This is a genomic window from Carboxylicivirga caseinilyticus, assembly GCF_050589785.1.
In the GTDB taxonomy this organism is placed as follows: domain Bacteria; phylum Bacteroidota; class Bacteroidia; order Bacteroidales; family Marinilabiliaceae; genus Carboxylicivirga; species Carboxylicivirga caseinilyticus.
Window position 1 is genome coordinate 1 of record NZ_JBNGOX010000022.1, and the last position, 20,091, is coordinate 20,091.

13 protein-coding genes are annotated in these 20,091 nt (G+C 34.7%); 10 read left to right on the forward strand and 3 right to left on the reverse strand.

The window, feature by feature from the left end; translation table 11 throughout:
- Positions 1 to 289: 289 nt before the first annotated feature.
- The 5 genes from ACRD62_RS12235 (at position 290) to ACRD62_RS12255 (ending at position 3,896) form a co-directional block, all read left to right on the forward strand.
- Positions 290 to 880, forward strand: coding sequence for a hypothetical protein (locus ACRD62_RS12235; RefSeq protein WP_430820400.1), 591 nt, complete (start codon positions 290 to 292; stop codon positions 878 to 880).
- Positions 881 to 1,181: 301 nt separating this feature from the next.
- Entirely contained in the window at positions 1,182 to 1,547 is a 366-nt protein-coding gene (locus ACRD62_RS12240) for a DUF2200 domain-containing protein (protein ID WP_430820401.1), read from the forward strand.
- Positions 1,548 to 1,646: 99 nt separating this feature from the next.
- Positions 1,647 to 2,369: a carboxypeptidase-like regulatory domain-containing protein gene (locus tag ACRD62_RS12245; protein WP_430820402.1), complete on the forward strand. Its 723-nt coding sequence runs from the start codon at positions 1,647 to 1,649 to the stop codon at positions 2,367 to 2,369.
- A 17-nt stretch (positions 2,370 to 2,386) separates the two neighbouring features.
- Positions 2,387 to 3,139 carry a hypothetical protein gene (locus ACRD62_RS12250; RefSeq protein ID WP_430820403.1) on the forward strand — a complete coding sequence of 251 codons (753 nt, stop codon included), beginning with the start codon at positions 2,387 to 2,389 and terminating at the stop codon, positions 3,137 to 3,139.
- Between the two features lie 79 nt (positions 3,140 to 3,218).
- Entirely contained in the window at positions 3,219 to 3,896 is a 678-nt protein-coding gene (locus ACRD62_RS12255; protein WP_430820404.1) for a carboxypeptidase-like regulatory domain-containing protein, read from the forward strand.
- A gap of 10 nt (positions 3,897 to 3,906) precedes the next feature.
- Here the strand turns inward: ACRD62_RS12255 and ACRD62_RS12260 are convergent, their stop codons facing one another.
- From ACRD62_RS12260 to ACRD62_RS12270, 3 genes are all read right to left on the reverse strand, one after another.
- Positions 3,907 to 5,193: a pectinesterase family protein gene (locus ACRD62_RS12260; protein ID WP_430820405.1), complete on the reverse strand. Its 1,287-nt coding sequence runs from the start codon at positions 5,191 to 5,193 to the stop codon at positions 3,907 to 3,909.
- 5 nt (positions 5,194 to 5,198) lie between these two features.
- On the reverse strand, positions 5,199 to 5,975 hold the full coding sequence (locus ACRD62_RS12265; protein ID WP_430820406.1) for a rhamnogalacturonan acetylesterase: 777 nt from the start codon (positions 5,973 to 5,975) through the stop codon (positions 5,199 to 5,201).
- Positions 5,976 to 6,199: 224 nt separating this feature from the next.
- Complete coding sequence (locus tag ACRD62_RS12270) at positions 6,200 to 10,582, reverse strand: two-component regulator propeller domain-containing protein (RefSeq protein WP_430820407.1); 4,383 nt, start codon at positions 10,580 to 10,582, stop codon at positions 6,200 to 6,202.
- 259 nt (positions 10,583 to 10,841) lie between these two features.
- Here ACRD62_RS12270 and ACRD62_RS12275 point away from each other — a divergent pair, with 259 nt between their 5' ends.
- The 5 genes from ACRD62_RS12275 to ACRD62_RS12295 are packed head-to-tail and all read left to right on the forward strand — an operon-like array spanning position 10,842 to position 20,062.
- The gene (locus ACRD62_RS12275) at positions 10,842 to 12,413 is read left to right on the forward strand and encodes a glycoside hydrolase family 28 protein (RefSeq protein ID WP_430820408.1); all 1,572 of its coding nucleotides are present in this window, start codon (positions 10,842 to 10,844) and stop codon (positions 12,411 to 12,413) included.
- A gap of 13 nt (positions 12,414 to 12,426) precedes the next feature.
- Positions 12,427 to 13,641, forward strand: a complete 1,215-nt coding sequence (locus tag ACRD62_RS12280; protein ID WP_430820409.1) for a glycoside hydrolase family 88/105 protein — start codon at positions 12,427 to 12,429, stop codon at positions 13,639 to 13,641.
- A 14-nt stretch (positions 13,642 to 13,655) separates the two neighbouring features.
- Entirely contained in the window at positions 13,656 to 14,987 is a 1,332-nt protein-coding gene (locus ACRD62_RS12285; RefSeq protein ID WP_430820410.1) for a pectate lyase family protein, read from the forward strand.
- Complete coding sequence (locus tag ACRD62_RS12290; RefSeq protein ID WP_430820411.1) at positions 14,984 to 18,229, forward strand: SusC/RagA family TonB-linked outer membrane protein; 3,246 nt, start codon at positions 14,984 to 14,986, stop codon at positions 18,227 to 18,229. The genes ACRD62_RS12285 and ACRD62_RS12290 overlap by 4 nt, the downstream gene beginning before the upstream one ends.
- 18 nt (positions 18,230 to 18,247) lie before the next feature.
- The gene (locus ACRD62_RS12295; protein ID WP_430820412.1) at positions 18,248 to 20,062 is read left to right on the forward strand and encodes a RagB/SusD family nutrient uptake outer membrane protein; all 1,815 of its coding nucleotides are present in this window, start codon (positions 18,248 to 18,250) and stop codon (positions 20,060 to 20,062) included.
- The last annotated feature ends 29 nt before the right edge of the window (positions 20,063 to 20,091 follow it).

A 20,091-nucleotide genomic window follows, 5' to 3' on the forward strand; every position in this document is an offset into this window, starting at 1 on the left:
TGGTAAAGCTTTTTTTTCATGATACAATATTTTATTAACACAAATAAAGGTAGCAAGGGCAACGGACTTTAGCTACCTTTAGGTTTAGTGCAACATCGTGTCAAAAGCAATGGCTGGCGATAGCAAAAAGTTTTAAGGTGTCGACTCTCGTCTGATTCTTATATCCTTGCGGACACAGAATCACTCCGAAACCCACCACTGCTCTTACGCGAACTGTTGTAGCTAATTTAAGAATATGAAGAACCATTATATTTTTTTTACCCTTTTTACTTTCTTAATTTCGAGTTGTATGTTCAACAATTATGAAAACGTAAAGCTGAGGAATGGTGATGTCGAATTAATAAAAACTATTCAGATAAATGATACCTTGACTCACAGTTACTTTGACAATAATAATCTTTACATGGAAGTAAAAAAGCAACAAGGATTAAAAGGCCTGGAGGAGACTTTCGTATTACATTTCAAAAAGAATGGACAATTAGATAAATACTCAGTTTATATTGACGACAAATTGAAATTTTACAAATTCTATGAAGACCAACCTTCCTATGGTGGAAATCCCTTATTATATTATGACTTAGATTGTGAATATTATGACACTGTGATGTCAAAGACATACTTCAAAATTGATTATCAAATTGCTTACCCTCCTCATTGTATTCCTCATTTAATGTATGGCATTTATGTCGAGAATGATAAACTAAGGGATTTAGAAAAAGAACCAGTATATGAAATAGATATAAAAAATGGAAGAACCTTCATTCATGATAAATTTGATCTGACTGGAGATTATAAAAAAACAATTTATTGGTCAATTAGAGATACATTAATAGACCATTACTATAATGGAAAGAACATCTTAAACTTTCATGTAAAATAAACTAGCTACAACCCGCTAGAAATTAGGAAAAACTGGGTTTAATCGTCCCAATTTAGTATTATCATCTTACATTAGAATAAATGTATATTGCTAATGTAGTGGAATAAAACGTTGTTTAGTTGGCGGCTTATAGTAGCTTTTATAATTATAGTAAATATTGAACCAAGATTGTATATTTACTACAGTTGTCAATATGGGATACACATATTTTGATATTATCTGACCATTAATAAAACCCTGAATTGCTATATAATATGATTATAAGTTGGTGGATCCTAAACGAAATGTTAAAAAGATTATCATGAAAACAACACCTGAGCATAATAAGAAAATAGCTGAAATGACCTTTGCTTCCGTTTATCCGCATTATCTATCAAAAGTTGAAAATAAGGGCAGAACTAAGGACGAATTACATCAGGTTATAGAATGGTTAACCGGCTTTGATAATGAGAAAATCAAGGAATTGATAGATGACAAGGTAAACTTTAAATCATTTTTTGAATCAGCAAAATTAAATACAAATGCAGGCCTTATAAAAGGTGTGATTTGTGGTTATAGAATAGAAGAGATTGAGAATCCAATTACCAAACAAGTAAGATACCTCGACAAACTAGTAGACGAATTAGCTAAAGGTAAAAAGATGGAAAAGATTCTTAGAACAGTCTAGATGTTAATTAAATAAATTATTGATTAAGAGAAAATATTAATTTGTTTAATAGTATTTGTATATTTGAATTACACATCTCCTAATTGTTGAATCAATTCTATGAAAAACCTTATTCTTCTGACTATTTTGTTAATTATTGCATTTTGTAGTTGTAAGAAAAATGAAATATTGCCCATTGATTTAAAGGGAACTATTCAGGGAACATGGTATACCCGAGACGAATTTGGTAATACTGTTGATGACAGAATAAAGGTTGTAATTCAATTAGAAGGAAGTGATCCTTTAATAAAAACTGAGACAGATATAGAGGGGAGATATGTATTGAATAACATTCCAACCGGCACCTATAATTTGATTATATCAAAAGATGGCTATGGAGAATTTCAAACTCAGGGATTACAAATTGTTGGCGGAGATGAGCCCCTATACAGTGGCGGATTTCTTGTGCAAAAATCGTCAACACGAGTTAGTAATCTCTACTTGGAACTTGATGATAATGGATTATTATATTTAAAAGGAATCATACATCAAAATAATCCATGGGGAATGGTATTTGTACGGTTTTATTTTCATAATAGTGAAGATATTTCTAGTATAAACTATTTAAAAACAATGAATTTAATAGTTTCTGAACCCAATGGTTCTGAATTTAGCTTTAGGCTTTATGATAATTATAAAACAGGTGATTTCGCAAGTAAATTGCATGCCATTGCTTATGGAGAATCAGAATGGTCAGGTGGATATTATGACATTGCATCTCAACAATATGTAATTACAACACTTGGTGAAGCATCCAATGTAGCAAAAATAGAATTTAACTAAATCTGAAAATCTCTAAAATGAGAAATCTAACACCAAAAAATAAGTTGCAACTGTTTCTTATTATGGTTTATGTTGGTTTGTTAAGTGGATGTACAAAAGTAATCGAATATGAATTGCCCAAAGGGGCATTATTGGTGCAGGTTAATCTAATGGATCTTGCAGGTAAAAGTATTCCCGAAAATGGTGGTGTTGAAGTTACTTTGGAAGGGAGTACTCCATTAATAAAGGTCTCAACAGATGAAAATGGAATGGTTGAGATAAGTAACCTGAATAGTGGAACATACAACATTCTTTTTAATAAGGAAGGATATACCCAATACCGTCTTATGTCTTATCAGTTTGTTGGAGGTAATGAAATAACAATGGTGAATGGTTATCTATATGAGAATTCAAATGCTCAAATTCATGATCTGACGTTGTCTGAATCTGATTACTATTTTTATCCTAATATATTACTCGAAGCTGATATATCAGATAACGATCGGGGTAACAGTTTTATAGGTCGTTATTTTATAAGTAATTCACCTGATGTTTCTTATATGGATTATCAGGTGACAGGTGTGATCAATGAAAAATTGGATTATAATCATTTACAGTATAATTTAAGATATAATACAGAAACTTATCCTGTGGATTCAAAAGTTTATGTTATTATGTATCCTGCATCAATTAATGGCATGCAGTACATAGATATAGATTCTGGTCAACTCATATATACTGATATAAATTTAGATAATGGTTCTTCTGTAGCCAGTTATACAATCAAATAAGCAGATAAATATGTTCGAATATTTGAAAAGCATAAATATAAAAGTGTATAAGATGGCCTTTGTGTCCATATTTATGTTGATGAATACGGCGTGCAGTAAAAAAGACTATATTTATCCTGAAGGCAGTATTGTAGGATTTATTAGGTTGATAGACACAAATGGAAAAATGCTTACAGATAATAGTGGTGTCATTGTAACCGTTGAAGGAACAAATATCAATGCTATAACCAATGAAATTGGTCGCTTTGAGTTAGTAGATGTGCCGGTAGGTACTTATAATATTGTTTGTGAAAAAAATAATTTTGGTTCTTATATATACGAGAGTTTCCAATTTATAGGTGGAGATGTACCTGCTTTTATATATATGCCCAAAATTTACCAACAGTCTGAAGTTGAAGTGACTAATGTTGATATAGATATTACAGAGAGTGAAATAGAAATTAGAGGTGGCCTATCAGAATCAAAGGGCCTTAGATTCTTTATTTGTATTGGTAATCAAGAAGATGTTTCTTTTTTAAACTATGATTTCGCTTACAGGGGATACTGGACCGGAGTTGGATCAGAATTTAATCTATATGACAGTAATGATGGAAAATATCACTATTCTGCCGGAGAAAGGGTTTATGTTATAATATACTCTGTAAATGCGTATGAAGAGTATGGATTTCTCAATAAAGCTATTGATGAATACATTTATACCAGTTTAAAACAAACTTATAATCGGGTAGAAGTGGTAGTTGAGAAATCTAAATCTTAATTCAATATATTTATTCTCTACAACTTAGCTCTGTTATTTGAGCATTTGATGTGAATATTGTTTCGCCAATATTGATTGAGGTATCTGTTATACGTGCTGTATTGGAACCTATCTTGCCTTGAATTATTTTGATCGATTGTTTAAAATCAGATTCCTTCAAATCAATACGGGAACTAAACTGTAAAATATTTCTTCCCGTTCCTTGCATAAAAACTAATTCAATCCCGGTTTCAGTTTGTAGTTTTAATGAATTATCTGCTCCCACAGATTCATTAAATTCAAGAAAAACATTCCGTTTATCAACTATTTTAATTTGAGAAACATATGGCTTCTCTTTTGATTCTGGATCCCATTGTTGGATAAAAGTCCAGGCAGGAGATAAGTCAGAAGGAGAGAGGTCGACTATGCCTTTACTGATGAAATTATCATCAAACCAATTGTAATGGAATCCATCACCTATACATCCTGAAAAGTAATAGCGGTCTTTCCAGAAATAGGGGCGGTTTTTCTCTGGTTTGTTTGGATAACTAACATAGTAGATTGGCTTGTCTGCCATGCCTTTTCCAAAAGAGCAATCAATTAAATAGAAAGCGGCTTCGTAGTGATGACGACCTAATTGCCATCCATCCACACCAGTAAATTTGCAATTCTGAAGCACAAATTTCTTTTCTTTATCGTCCACTGCTGCATGCCATAGAGTTGCAGTATTTTTTAATTGGTGAAATTCAGAATCTTTAATAAAGCACCATCCTCGTGGACAAACAAAATCAACACATCCTTCGAAATAACAATTAGCATGGTAATACATACCTTGTTTGTAATTCCAAAGCGAAACGGTATCTCCTCCTTTACTTGTAATGTTGCAATTGGTCAGGATGGTTCGCGTACCATTACCTAAAATGGCAAAGGCATGCGGACCAATTTCGGGCTGTGTATTTCTTATGGTTAGATTGTCGAGAACAATATCATCCGCCTCAATATTAATGACAGCTGGTCCGATTATATCCGGATGTTCAATCCAATCTTCACGAAGTTGGGAATATTCAATAATTGTGCTATCCCGACTCTCACCTCTGATAGTCAGGTAATCTTTTCCTATCCGAATCTTTTCATTGTAAATACCATTCTTTACAAAAATCACCACACGTTCGTAATTATAATATGGTAGTTGATTGATGGCTTCAGTTAAGGTGTTGTAATCTCCTGTTCCGTCTGCAGCAACAACAATATCAGGCTTATTATCAGCCCATATATTAATACTGAAGAATACGCAAAGTATGCTAATGAAAAGTCTCATTTTAGTTAATGTTGAGTGATCAGATCATTTTTAATTGCAAGGTCAGATTCTTCAATTGCTCTAACCGCAAGTTTTGCAATTTTCTTAGCACCCATGTTATTAAGGTGCGTATTGTCGTCAATACCATCGGGGTAATTTGTCCACACTGCTGAATCGGCAATTAAAAAAAGCTCTTTGGATTTTATTTCACCATAGTTCTCAATCAATTCTTTGGTAAGTTGGTGCATATCCAACAGAACAACTTTTTTATCAGCAGCCGCTTTCCTTGTCATTTCGGGATATTCGGCATGCGTGTCATAAAACTGTCCGTTCTCATCAAATCTTCGTCTCATTATAGGCGTTAATAATACAGGTGTTGCCTTTTTTGATCTTGTATCGTCAACATAACGACAGAGATTGGTGTAAAAATCTTCAGGAGATGAATAACGCTCTTCACTTTTAATCTTCTGATCGTTGTGTCCGAATTCAATAAATACATAATCACCCGACTTTAAAAGACTCATTATGGAATCCCATCTTCCTTCAGAGACAAAAGACTTACTGCTTCTTCCGTTTTGTGCATGATTGGCAACTGTAACATTAGCTGAAAAAAACTCCTGCAAATGTTCTCCCCAGCCTGTCTCCGGACGCTTATCTTCTTTCTTTTCTGCCATGGTCGAATCACCTGCCAGGTAGATGGTATAAGGTTCACGCTGCTTACAACTGAAAAGTCCGGTAAGTAGTATAAGAGCTACAAAATAGATTGTCTTTTGAAATGAAGTAGAATGCTTTATTTGTATCATTTGGAATTGTTTTGGCAATAACACAGGTGCTAAAATAACGAAACTATGGTTGTCATTATAAGATTCCAGCTTTTAAATCATTGTTGCAACCGCTTGGTTAATAGTTTGATGAATGAACTTCACCGTAATTGAAACGATCCGTCAACTTTCTAATAAATGTTACATAAGCTATAACGACCTCATTTGATTGAGCTTCAAAACTGAAGATTATTATTACTTACTAATTAATTATCAGTTGGTTTAGGTGTTTTACTAGGCGGATAACCGTATTGTTTTTTAAACAATTTCGAAAAATATTTTATATCGTTATATCCAACTTTAAAGGCGACTTCAGAAACTGAATATCCTTTTAATAAGAGTTGATTTGCAATTTTTAATTTCATCTGTCTCACAAACTCCAGTGGGCTTAGTCCGGTCAATCCTTTCACTTTATTATACAATACTGTTCGGCTAACACAACAATGGCTCGATAGAACTTCCACACTCAAATCATCTGAGAAATTCTCCTCGATATATTCAACCAGCTTCTTTAAAAATTCCTCGTCTTTGAAATTAATTTTCAGTGTTTTGGGATCAATGGTATTATTGTTTCTGAATTTTGATATTAAAAGCTGACGCTGTTGATTGAAGGTATCAATTACTGCTTTCAGGTATTTGATATTTAAAGGCTTGGTAATATATGCTTCAGCTCCTGTTTCGATACCTGTAATCTGATCCTGAACATCTGTTTTAGCAGTCATCATAATAACAGGAATGTGGCAGGTTGAAAAATCTTCTTTAAGTTGCTGAGTCATTTCCAAACCATCCATCTGTGGCATCATAATATCAGTAATAATCACATCCGGATTTTCCTGTCTAGCCAACCTTATTCCTTCTACACCGTTAGCAGCAATCAAACAATTATAGTAACTGTTTAACGAAGATTTGAGATAATTGGCAATTTCCAAATTATCTTCAACAATCAATATGGTTGGATTGGGTTCATTTGATTCTTCTTTCTGCGCACGTTTATCTTCAATAATGTCAAAATCAAGATGATGATCAATTTTGTTTTCTGCTGAATATTCCTTTTTCTGTACATTAGGTAAGTTTAAGATCTTTTCCGGATCAAGAGGAAGGCTTACCCAGAATGAGCTACCCTGACTTTCAACAGAGGAAAGTTCTATATTACCCCCATGTAACTTGGCCAATTCGTAAGCCAGCGATAATCCAATACCTGTTCCGGCCTGTTCGTTACCACTCAGGATAGTGTAACGTGTAAATATTTCAGACATATCTTTATCTGATATACCCGGGCCCTGATCAATAACTTTGATTTGCGCCATGGATGTTTGTGTGTCGACCGAAACTGAAACAACCACTTTTTTACCCTCCGGAGTGAATTTAATGGCATTCGAAATCAGGTTGTAAATAATAGAGTCGAGTTTTGATCTGTCGGCCCAAATGTCAATGGGTGTATCATTAGGTTTAAATGTATAGAAGATACCTTTGTGATTGGCTAAAGGAATAAAGCTTTCGTAAATGTCCTGTGCAAATTTATTTAACTCAACTGTTTCAACTTTTAGTGTCATTTTATTATTCTGTACCTTTCTGAAGTCGAGTAACTGATTGACAAGCTGAAGCATTCGATTGGCGTTTTTTCTGATTATTTTTAGTTGCCTGCTTATTTCATTATCCTGAATATCCTGTTGCAGTAAATCATCAATTGGACCTAGAATTAATGTCAAAGGAGTCCTGATTTCGTGCGATATATTTGTAAAAAACTTCAACTTCAAGGTGTTAACTGTTTTTTCCAAATCAAGTTCTTTACGATACTTATTAATTCGCCAAATTATCTGTCGGATAATATAATAGGTAAGAATAGCAATAATAATATATCCTAGTAAAGCGAGATTGGTTTGCCACCAGGGTGGAGTAATCACAATTTTTAAGTCACGATAGTTGTTATTCCATTGACCGGTATTACTGGTACATTTTACCTTAAAATTATATTCGCCCGGCTTAAGGTTTGTATATGTAGCTTTGGTTTGATGATTTACAGTTATCCATTCGGGATCAAATCCATCAAGCATATAAGCATATTGGATCTTATTTGGATCACGGAAATCTAAAGCTGAATACTCTATACTAAAACTGCTCTGATGATGAAGTAATTTTATTTCGTTGGTATAGGAGATGTTTTGCTTTAAAGGTGATTTGGGTGCACCAACAATCACATCCTTGTTGAAAAGTTGAAAGTTCGTTAATTCTATATTATTCTGAGATTTGGATTGCTCAATTAAATCAGGACTGATTACTTCAACGCCTTTGAATCCTCCAAAAAACAACTTACCGTCAGACAATTTGATGGAAGTACTCTCGGAAAAGTTGCTGAATGAAAGGCCATTATACTCATTAAATACTTCTATCGAATTCAGTTTTGTGTTGTAACGACTTAAGCCGTTCTCTGAACTAAACCATATAAATCCTTCATTGTCTTCTTCAATACTAAATACAACATCGTTAGATAATCCTTGTTGAGAAGAGATTGTATTAAACTGAATAGAATCACTCAATGGAAGTTGAATACTATTGACTCCACCACCAAATGTACCAAACCAGATTCGTTGTTCTGAATCTTCTTTAATAACAACAATATCGTTATAACTAATACTTGTTTTATTGGTCGGACTGTGGTAGAATGTTGTAAAATTAATCCGGTTGTGTTGTAAGCTATCGGCAGGTAACAGGTTTAAACCAAATGAGGTAGCCACCCAAAGGTTAGCATTACTGTCAAAAGACATGTAACGAACCAGGTCGTTGGATAAATTACTGTTATTGGTGTTGTAATTGGTAAAGCTTAATTCTTTGAAGTTATTTATGGTAGCCTTTGATATTCCGCTTTCAAAAGTTCCAATCCAAATGTCTTTACCGGCCCCTTTAGTAATGGTGTATATTTTATTACTACATAGCGATGTGGTATCATTTTCAATATGTTTATGCTGGATAAATCGTAGGTTCTTATATTCTGATGGAGAAGCCGGGAGTGGGGTAGTACTAACCAATAAACCTTCTCCTTTAGATCCTAGCCAAATGTGTTGATCCTCATCGATATAAATACTATATATGTTTATGTTTTCCGGATTGTCTATTTGACCATTAAAGGTGCTGAATTTGTGAATCTTTTTATAGTTCGAATCAATTACATGTAAGTCTCCGCTTTTTGTTCCAATCCATATACAGTTATTTTTATCTTGTACCATGGAGCGTACCACATTATCGTTTATCTGATCAGGATTCTCTTTTAAAACAAGGTGCTTAAATGCCGGATTATTCCGAATTACTTTTTCCATTCCACCTTTAAACTGTCCGGTTCCTAACCACATAATTCCTGCAGCATCTTCAATAATACTATGAACTATATTACTGGAAAGAGAATTAGGATCATTGATATCATTGATATAACCTTTAAACTCATCTTTTTCAGCATTGTAAAGATGTAAACCGCTACCATGTAGACCTATCCATAAGTTATTGTCTTTATCTTCATAAAAAACATGTCTTTCAAGATCGGTTATGGATTGGTATGTTTTTTTAGTAAGATTATAAAAATGAGAACTCAGATCGTTGAGATCGAGTCTTGTTAAACCCAGTTCTTTGGCAGTAATCCAGGCATTGTTTCTTCTGTCGAAATAAATATCCAGAATATCTTTTCCATGGGTTTGAATAGTATGCCATTTTTGTTTGTTTGAATCATAAGCAATTACTCCGTTTTCAACCAAACTAACAATTACAATTCCTTCTTTCGAAACAAATAATTGATTGATTTCATCTTGAGGCAGATCAGAAGTGTTTTCTGTATTTAATAAAGTAAAGGTTCCGGTTGATTTTTTATATTCCAGAAGTCCTTTATCACTTCCAAACCATAGTTTGTCATTTATCTCAATGGCTGAATTAAAAGACAGATTAATAAAGTAATGCTGAAAATGAAATGATTCAGATTTAACGTCTTCTTTGGTTAAGAGGTTTAATCCCTTATCCGTTCCAATCCATACCGATGAATCCTTTGCCGTGTATATAAAATTTACCTTCAGGTTGGAGATACTAAAACGTCCCTTGTCTGAAAAGTGTTGCTGATCATAAACGCCTTTGTCCTGATTATAATTTAACCGGTAAATACCTCCGTTTGATGTTCCAACCCAAATAACGTTTGGGTTTTCCTGCCGAAAACAGGAAGCATGATTATACTTACTGTTAATATGTGTAGAATATTCCGGAAGCGTTTTAAATTGTTCTGTTTTCGGATTCAGATAATGATAGTAATTGTCGTAAGTCTGAAGCCAGATAAATTCCTTTTGATCCTGCCAAAGTGAAAGTATCCGGTTGTTTGTAAGAAGAGGGTTATCTATATTATTTTTATAAATCTTAAAGTTATAGCCATCATATCTGTTTAGTCCGTTCATGGTTCCAATCCACAAATAACCTTTGTTATCATTTAATAAACTGGTTACGGTGTTTTGCGAAAGGCCATTAGTAGAGTTGAAGTGTTCGAATCTAAAAATATCTTGCCCTACTGATGTATAACAATAATAAATAAAGTATAAAAATATTAATGCGGATCTCTTCATATGAATAATATGTAATGCAAATATAACATTTTGAACCTTAATTTAACCTTTGTTTTATCGAATGTGTGATTTGGTAGGTGTTTGTGTAAGATGTTGAAATATAGAATTAAATGTATTAAAGGGTGACTTTTTTGTGATGATTTAACCCCTTTAATTGGGTAATGTGTGGCCTACATGTAGATGATGACATTAATTATATTGCAATTGTGAAATTAACAAATTTGAACACTTTCGATTGATGTCCATTTAAAATGTTAATATGCTGAAAAAATCCAATAAAATCCAATTGTTAATTTGGTCCATTTTCCTTTTTGTCGGTAATTCATTTGCCCAATCAGGTTATATTAATATTAAGGAAGTAGGAGGTGATTCGTCCGGAAAAAAAGTGTGTACCAAAATAATAGCAGAATCAATTGACCAGTTAAGTAAATCAGGTGGAGGGGAAATTTTCTTTCCCGCTGGTCTGTATCTGTCTGGACCTATTGAAATGAAGAGTAATATAACTCTCAATATTGCTGAAGGTGCCATACTGAAATTTACAGATGATTTTGATGATTATTTGCCTATGATTACTTCACGTTGGGAAGGAGTAAGAGTGAAAACATTTAAATCAAATATTTATGCCCACAATGCAAGCAATATTACTTTAAAAGGAAGAGGAGTAATTGATGGTAGTGGGAAAAAATGGTGGGATTTATGGTGGCGCATTAGTAAAGGTGAAAAAACAAACACTAAATGGGAAAACATTTTTGCCGAAGAAAATGATAGTTTGATAAAGCATAATCAATACATTCAAAAAATGGGGCGTTTTCTACGTCCGCCTCTATTTATGCCTTATGAGTGCAGCAATGTAAGAGTAGAAGGCTTGACTTTTCAAAATCCACCTTTCTGGACATTAATGCCGGTATTCTCAGAGAATGTAACTATTGAAGGTATTACCATCTTAAATCCCGACAATTCTCCGAATACTGATGGTATTGATCCATCATCCTGTCGCAATGTTCATATCAGTAATTCTCATATCAGTGTAGGTGATGATTGTATTGTTATTAAATCCGGACGTGATGAAGATGGCAGAAATGCTGAACAACCAACCGAAAATATAACCATCACCAATTGTACAATGCTTGATGGACATGGTGGAGTTGTAATAGGAAGTGAGATGTCAGGTTCTGTGCGACGTGTTACTATTTCAAATTGTGTGTTTCAGGGTACAGACAGGGGAATCAGGATTAAAACCATGAGAGGTCGTGGAGGTGTTGTAGAGGATATTCGTGTTTCGAATATTGTTATGTATGATATAGTAAAAGAAGGTGTAATGCTAAATATGCATTATCACGAAACACCTGAAGAACCTGTCTCAGAACGAACTCCTGCAATTAAAAATATTTTCATCTCTAATATCAGAATTAACAAAGCAAAACAGGCTGTTAATATCCTGGGACTTACTGAACGTGATGTGAAAAATGTGACTTTTAATGATGTATTTGCCGACACTGAGAAAGGAATTTACGGCGATCGCGCAAGTAATATTCAGTTTGTGAATTTGCAGATCGAAGCTGAAAAATCGGAACCAATACATTTCGAGAATTCAACAAACCTGCAATTCCGCAATGTGAGTATCTTAAATCCTGTTGCATCTAGAAATGGCTTTGTTTTTAATAATTGTTCCGATGTGCTAATCAAAGATTGCTTTCAAACAGAAGAGGTTGTAAATTACATTAAAGCAACAGATTCCGATCCGGTATACATTATTAATAATGTTTTGCCGGGAGTGAAAAATATTATTGAAAATGATCAATCCAAAGTAATAAATCAGGGTAACTATTAACACTCATATGATAATGAAATCTAACATATTCAAGTTTTCTCTTTTAGTGCTTTCTGTGCTTTTTGTGCTTTTTGTTGTGAGTGCATGTAAAACAAAAAGTTCAGGTAATACTGAAACAAATGAAACTACGCAAAAGAAATGGTCTGTAAAGATGGCTGATGCAGTAATGCACGACTATGATAGCCTGGTTTATTATTTGAATCCTTCCAAAGTAAAATGGGAGTATGATTTTGCATTTCTGGGGCAGGCAATAGATCGTTTGGGAAATATTGATCCCAAATATTCGAAGTATATGTCTGATTACATCGATTACTTTATACAGGAAGATGGTTCTGTAAATACTTATAAGCAATCTGTTTATAATATAGATCGTATTAATCCGGGTAAAAATGTAATTACATTATACAAACGTACCGGAGAAGAGAAATATAAGAAGGTGATTGATCAGTTGGTGGAGCAAATGAAGAATCATCCAAAAACGAATTCTGGTGGATTCTGGCACAAGAAAGTTTATCCCTATCAGATGTGGCTGGATGGAATTTACATGGCATCGCCTTTTTTAGCTCAATATGCCAAGGAATTTAACGAACCTCAGTGGTTTGATGAGGTAACATACCAAATCAAATTAATCTACTCTAAAACGAAAGATGAAAAAACAGGTCTGATGTATCATGCCTGGGATGAAAGCAAGGAACAACAATGGTCTGATCCGGAGACGGGTTTATCTCCTCATTTCTGGAGTAGGGCAATGGGTTGGTATACAATGGCAATTGTTGATGTGTTGGATTATTTGCCGGTTAATCATGTTGATAGAGATAGTTTAATTCAGATTTTAAATGCCACCTGTGCCGACTTGCTGAAAGTAAGAGATGAAAATACTTCACTTTGGTATCAGGTTTTGGATATGGGAGATGCCGAAGGTAATTATCTGGAAGGTTCTGGTTCAGCAATGTTTGCATATGTCTTTGCTAAAGGAGCCAATAAAGGTTATCTGGATGCCAAATACAGAAAGTATGCTGAAGAGACTTTTGATGGTATAATTAACAACCTGATAACAGAATATCCAGATGGCAGAATTGAAATGAAAGATATCTGTGGAGGTTGTGGATTGGGTGGAAATCCATATCGTGATGGTTCATTTGAATATTATATCACCGAGAAGAAAGTTACAAATGACACAAAAGGTGTTGCTCCGTTTATTTTGGCAGCATTGGAATTAGATAAGTAAGAATGGATTTTAAAATGAAGAAATTACTAATCATATCACTTGTACTGGCCGGATCGATGGCTTTTGCATGCAATAACAATAAAAAAGTTCTTGCTTTTCCGGGAGCTGATGGAGCAGGTAAATATACAACGGGTGGAAGAGGTGGATATGTTTATACTGTAACCAATTTGAATGATGAGGGTCCTGGTAGTTTACGAAAAGGTATTCGTAAAAAGGGTCCAAGAACTATTGTATTTGCTGTTGCAGGATACATTGATTTAAAATCTCAACTGGTAATCAATAACGGTGATCTTACAATAGCCGGACAAACAGCACCCGGAAAAGGAGTCAGCTTAAAAGGCGAAGGTTTGCGCATAAATGCTGATAATGTAATTATTAGATATTTACGAGTTCGTCCGGGAGATATAGCTCATGTTGAGTTAGATGCTTTAACAGGAATTGGTAATAAAGATATCATAATTGATCATTGTAGTTTTAGTTGGGCAACCGATGAGGTTTGCTCATTGTACGATAACGAGAATCTGACATTGCAATGGTGTATCATAAGCGAAAGTCTGAATCAGAGTTATCACCATAAAGGAGAACATGGTTATGGAGGTATATGGGGAGGACAGAAATCTACTTTCCATCATAATTTATTAGCTCATCACAAAAGCCGCAATCCACGTCTACAAGGTAGCAGAAGACATAAAAATCCGGATAGTGAAAAGGTGGAGATTGTTAATAATGTAATTTATAACTGGAAATCGAAGTGTATTTATGCCGGAGAAGAAGGAAATTACTCGATTCTTTCAAATTATTTTAAACCAGGACCAGCAACCGGCGATAAGGCTGGCAAGCAGATTCTGGAGCCGTATTCACCCTATGCCAATTTTAATTTCAATGATAATGTAGTTGATCAGCATATTTCTATCACTGAGAATAATCTGCTTGGAGTGGATATGCCTCAGGATTCTGTTTCAAAATACTTTGTTTCAAAACGATTGTATGATTCAGAGATCAAAATTGAAAAGCCAGAAAAAGCTTACGAGGAAGTGTTGGAATCAGCCGGAGCTAACCTTTATCGTGATAAGATTGATCAAAGTGTTATTGAGGATGTGATGAATGGATCGGGCAGGGGCGAACAAAAAGGTATTATCAATTCACAGGAAGAAGTTGGTGGTTGGCCGGTGATTGAATCTGTATCGGGTTTACCTGATTCCGATGGAGATGGAATGCCGGATGAATGGGAACGACAAAACGGATTAAACGCCGAAGATAGCAGCGATGGTTCAAGTTACAAATTAGATAAATCGTATACCAATTTAGAAATGTATTTAAATAGTTTACTAAAGCAAGTTTTATGAAAAAAGAAAATCGTCAGCTCAACAGGTTTATGTTGCTGAGTCTGTTACTGCTTTTTTTATGCAGCACAACAGGTTGGGCGCAAAAAGTAAGTGGTAAAGTTACTGATACAGGTCGTCAGCCTTTACCAGGTGTGACTGTATTGGTAAAAGGTACTACTGATTTGGGTACAATTACTGATATGGATGGTAATTATTCATTAACGGTTAATGATGCTCAGACAGATGTTCTTGTTGTTTCATTCATTGGAATGGTTACACAGGAAATTCCGGTTCAGGGAAAAACAACCATTAATGTTGTATTAGAAGATGAATTCACACAATTAGATGAAGTAGTTGCCATTGGATATGGAACGGTAAAGAAAAAAGATATTACAGGTTCGGTAGCTTCTGTTAAAGGAGAGGACTTACAAGCCATACCTGTTACATCTGCTGCTGAAGCAATGACTGGTCGTATGTCGGGTGTTCAGGTTATTACAACAGAAGGTTCTCCCGATGCTGAGGTTACCATCCGCGTTCGGGGTGGAGGTTCTATCACCCAGGATAATTCACCAATGTACATTGTGGATGGATTCCCTGTAAGAAGCATCTCAGATATTCCAGCTTCAGAAATTCAGTCTATTGATGTACTTAAAGATGCTTCTTCAACTGCTATTTACGGAGCACGTGGTGCAAATGGTGTTGTTATCATCACAACAAAAAGTGGTAAAGAAGGAAAAGTCTCAGTAAGCTACAATGCTTTTACAGGAATCAAGAATATTGCTAATAAATTAAAAACGTTAAGTGTTGAAGATTATGTGCATTGGCAATATGAATATGCTGTTCTTGATGACGAAATTGATTCGTATAATAAGTATTTTGGTGAATATCAGGATATTGACATGTATAATGGGCAAGCTGGCAATGACTGGTTGGATCAGGTGTATGGTCGTACAGGAAAAGTTTTTAGTCAGGACTTAAGTATTAGAGGAGGATCAGAGAAATTTTCTTACAATTTTAGTTATGCTGGAATTAACAACAGGGAGATAATGTTAGGTTCTGATTTCAAGCGAACCAATTTAGCTTTAAAATTAGATCATAAACCCAATGATAAGATTAAAATTTCATATTCGGTAAGGTATTCTGATGCAGAGATTAACGGTGGTGGAGCTATTGAACAAACAACTGCTACACCTAGTGATGCACGCGTTAGACATACAATGTTATATTCGCCAATTCCATTAAATGGTTTAGATGATGTTGATGAAGAAGAAGTATCGAGTAACAGAGTTTATCCTTTAACAGCTGTTGCAGATAATGATCAACAACAAACCAGAACTACCTTAAACATGGGGGCTAGTTTTGAATGGGAAGTTATTCATAACTTAAAATTGAAAACAGAGGTTGGTTTTCAGACCTATAATTATGAACGTGATCGTTTCTATGGTCAAAGTACGTATTATGTGAAGAATAATCTGCCTGCTGATACACAGGGCTTACCTGCTGCAGAAATGGAAGACAGGAAAAGAGGAGGAGTTCGTAATACAAATACTTTAAATTATAGTTTTGATCAAATTATTCAGAACGAAAATCATAATCTAAACTTCCTGGTTGGTCAGGAATTGATTTATGGGTACGAAAGTACCTTAACCACAAATATGCATGGTTACCCTTCGTTTTTTACATCTGACGAAGTATTTCGATTAACAACTCAGGGAGATCCTCTTAGCATAGAGAATGAGATAGAAGCAGATAATAAATTGCTTTCATTTTTTAGCCGCGCAAACTATGATTTTAAAGGTAAGTATTTGGCTTCTGCTACTTTTAGAGCTGATGGATCCAGTAAATTTGCAGAAGGTAATCGTTGGGGATATTTCCCATCAGCTGCTGTTGCATGGAGAATCTCTGAAGAAGGATTCATGGATGGTATCAGTACCACTCTTAGTAATTTGAAATTAAGATTGAGTTATGGTACTGCAGGTAATAATAATATACCTTCAGGTCAGTTGATTCAGTCTTTTCAATCAGGCAGTACTACTTATATAAATGACGTTAGCAGTTATTGGGCTGTTAACAGCCGTATGGCAAATCCTGATTTGGTATGGGAAACAACAGTAACCCGTAACATTGGATTGGATTTTGGATTATTTAATAACAGACTTAACGGATCATTTGAAGTGTATAAAAACACAACCACTGATCTTTTAATTGATTTCCCAACCCCAGGTACCGGTTATACATCTCAATACAGAAATATGGGTGAGACAGAAAACCAGGGTTTTGAAGGTACTGTAAACTGGGTTATTTTAGATAAACCTAATTTCGGGTTGAATTTCGGATTTAATATTGGAATGAATAAGAACAATATTAATTCATTAGGTATAATGGAAGACTTTGGTGCAGCTTCAAGCTGGGCATCAACAGAAATTGGTACAGATTATTGGATTGCTGTAGGAAGCCCTGTAGGTCAGATTAGAGGATATGTTTCTGATGGCAGATACGAAGTTTCTGATTTTGAAGGATATGATGAAGCCAGTGGAAAATGGATTTTAAAAGAAGGTGTTGCTGACGGTTCAAAAGTTGTTGGTACTGTTAGACCTGGTTCAATGAAGATTAAAAATGTAAATGTTGGAGTAGACGATCCAAGTACACCTGATATTGATGAGTCAAAATTGATTGATGAGAACGATATTACTGTAATTGGAGATGTGAACCCATTGGCTACTGGTGGTTTTAATATTTCGGCCCGAGCTTATGGATTTGATCTGTCTGCAGTATTTAGCTATAGTTATGGTAATGATGTTTATAATGCCAATAAAATTGAGTTCACTACTGCAACTCAGAATGGTCAGTATTATAATATGATTGATATTATGGCAGAGGGACAGCGTTGGACAAATATTGATGCCAATGGTCAGTTAGTAAATGATCCTGCTCAATTAACGGCTATGAATGCCAATACAACCATGTGGTCGCCATATATGACCAGAAGAGTTCTGACAGATTGGGCGATAGAAGATGGTTCATTCCTGAGAATGAATACGCTTACACTAGGTTATACCATTCCTAAATCATTAACAGAAAAAGTACGAATTAGTAACTTAAGGTTTTATGCAACTGCTAATAATCTGTTCATCTTGACTAATTATAGTGGATTTGATCCTGAAGTTTCTACAAGAAGAAAGACACCGTTAACTCCTGGAGTTGATTACTCAGCTTATCCAAAGAGTAGACAGTTTATATTTGGTTTAAACCTGAATTTTTAATTGAAGCATTTTCTAGTTATGAAAAGAATAATATATATACTAATCATATTTTTTGCAGGTGTTCTAACATCATGTGAAGATTATTTGGATGCTCCAACTCAATCTACGATGGATGAGTCTTTGATTTTTTCAAAGTTTGAATTAGCAAAGGGAGCTATTGATGGAATTAAAGAGCCTATGGGGCAGACCAACTCTTATCGTGGTCGTTTTTTAACCCACTATGGATCAAATACTGATATTGAATGGATTAATTCAACAAGTGCGAGTGCTCGTGGTGATTTATCCAGATATATAAATTCGACTACCAATACAGATATGAATCGCGATAATGTGTATTGGGCGATGTTATATAGAGGTATTGAACGAGCTAATATTTGTATTCGTGGATTAAGAGCCTATGGAAGCCCTGAACCAGGTAATGAGATGGGACAATTATTAGGTGAAGCACTTACTTTAAGAGCTATTTATTACTCTGACTTATTGAAAGCTCATGGTGATGTTGTGGCTCGTTTTGAACCTATAAGTACTGAGACGCTTTATCTGCCTAAATCAAACAGAGACGTTATTTATAAACAATTAATAGACGATTTGGAAGAAGCTGCTACATTAGTAGCCTGGCCAAATGAAACACAATTGACAGCAACTACAGAGAACGTAAATAAGGTTTTTGTAAAAGCTTTTCGTGCCCGTTTATGTTTGTGGGCTGCCGGATACTCTCAAAGAGGTGCAACTATCAGTCGTAGCTCAGATCCTGAATTATCTGTATCAACATTATATCCGATTGCATTACAAGAGTGTAAAGAAATAATGGATCATGACGGAGATTATGTTTCTCTGGAATCTGACTTTGAAACGGTTTGGAGAAAAAACTGTGAAGAAGATATTTCAGCAGGAAATGAATCTTTATGGGAAGTTCCATTCTCTGAAGGTCGTGGTCGTCATTTATTTACTTATGGTGTGCTACATGATGAAGCTGATGGTTATACAGCTCAGCCAAGAGGCGGAACATATGGTCCACTTCCTACAGTTTTCTATGATTACGATGCTAAAGATACCCGCAGAGATGTAACCTGCGTTCCTTACGGATGGTATCGTTATGACAATGATAATGGTACAGTTCAACAATTGGAAGGTGTTAATACATGGTACTTTGGCAAGTGGAGATATGAATGGATGAACAGAAGGGTGACATCTACCAATGATGATGGATTAAATAAAATCTATATGCGCTATGCTGAAGTGGTTTTGATGAGAGCTGAATTGGAGAATGAAATTAATGGTCCAACTGCCGCAGCTCCTTATTTAAAGAAAATCAGACAACGTGCATTTGAATCATCAGATTGGTCTTCAAAAGTTGATGACTATGTGAATGCTCTTACTACTAAAGAAACAATGTTTGATGCCATTGTAAAAGAACACGGATATGAGTTTTGTGGTGAAATGGAACGTAAAATGGCATTAATTCGTTGGGGATTATTGAAATCTAAAATGGCCGAAGCTAAAGACAAAATGGATAATCTTCGAAATCAGACAGGTGAGTATGCTGATGTTCCTTCTGTAGTATATTACAATGAAAATGTAATAGATAAGAATGTTTTTGGTTTGTCATTTAAATCAGTTGAATTGGATTGGTACGGATTGGAAAGAGGTGAAACAGATGATAAATCATCTGAATATACTTTCCAGGAAACATGGGTAAGTCCAACTAAGATAGATGATGATAAAATTGCTTCTTTATATACTAATGATCCGGATCAAAATCAATTCTGGCCTATCTGGCAGGTGTTTATTGATGCAAGTAATGGAATGTTAACAAATGATCCTCTTGAATAAGATTGTTTTATTAGAGAAAATTAAAAATG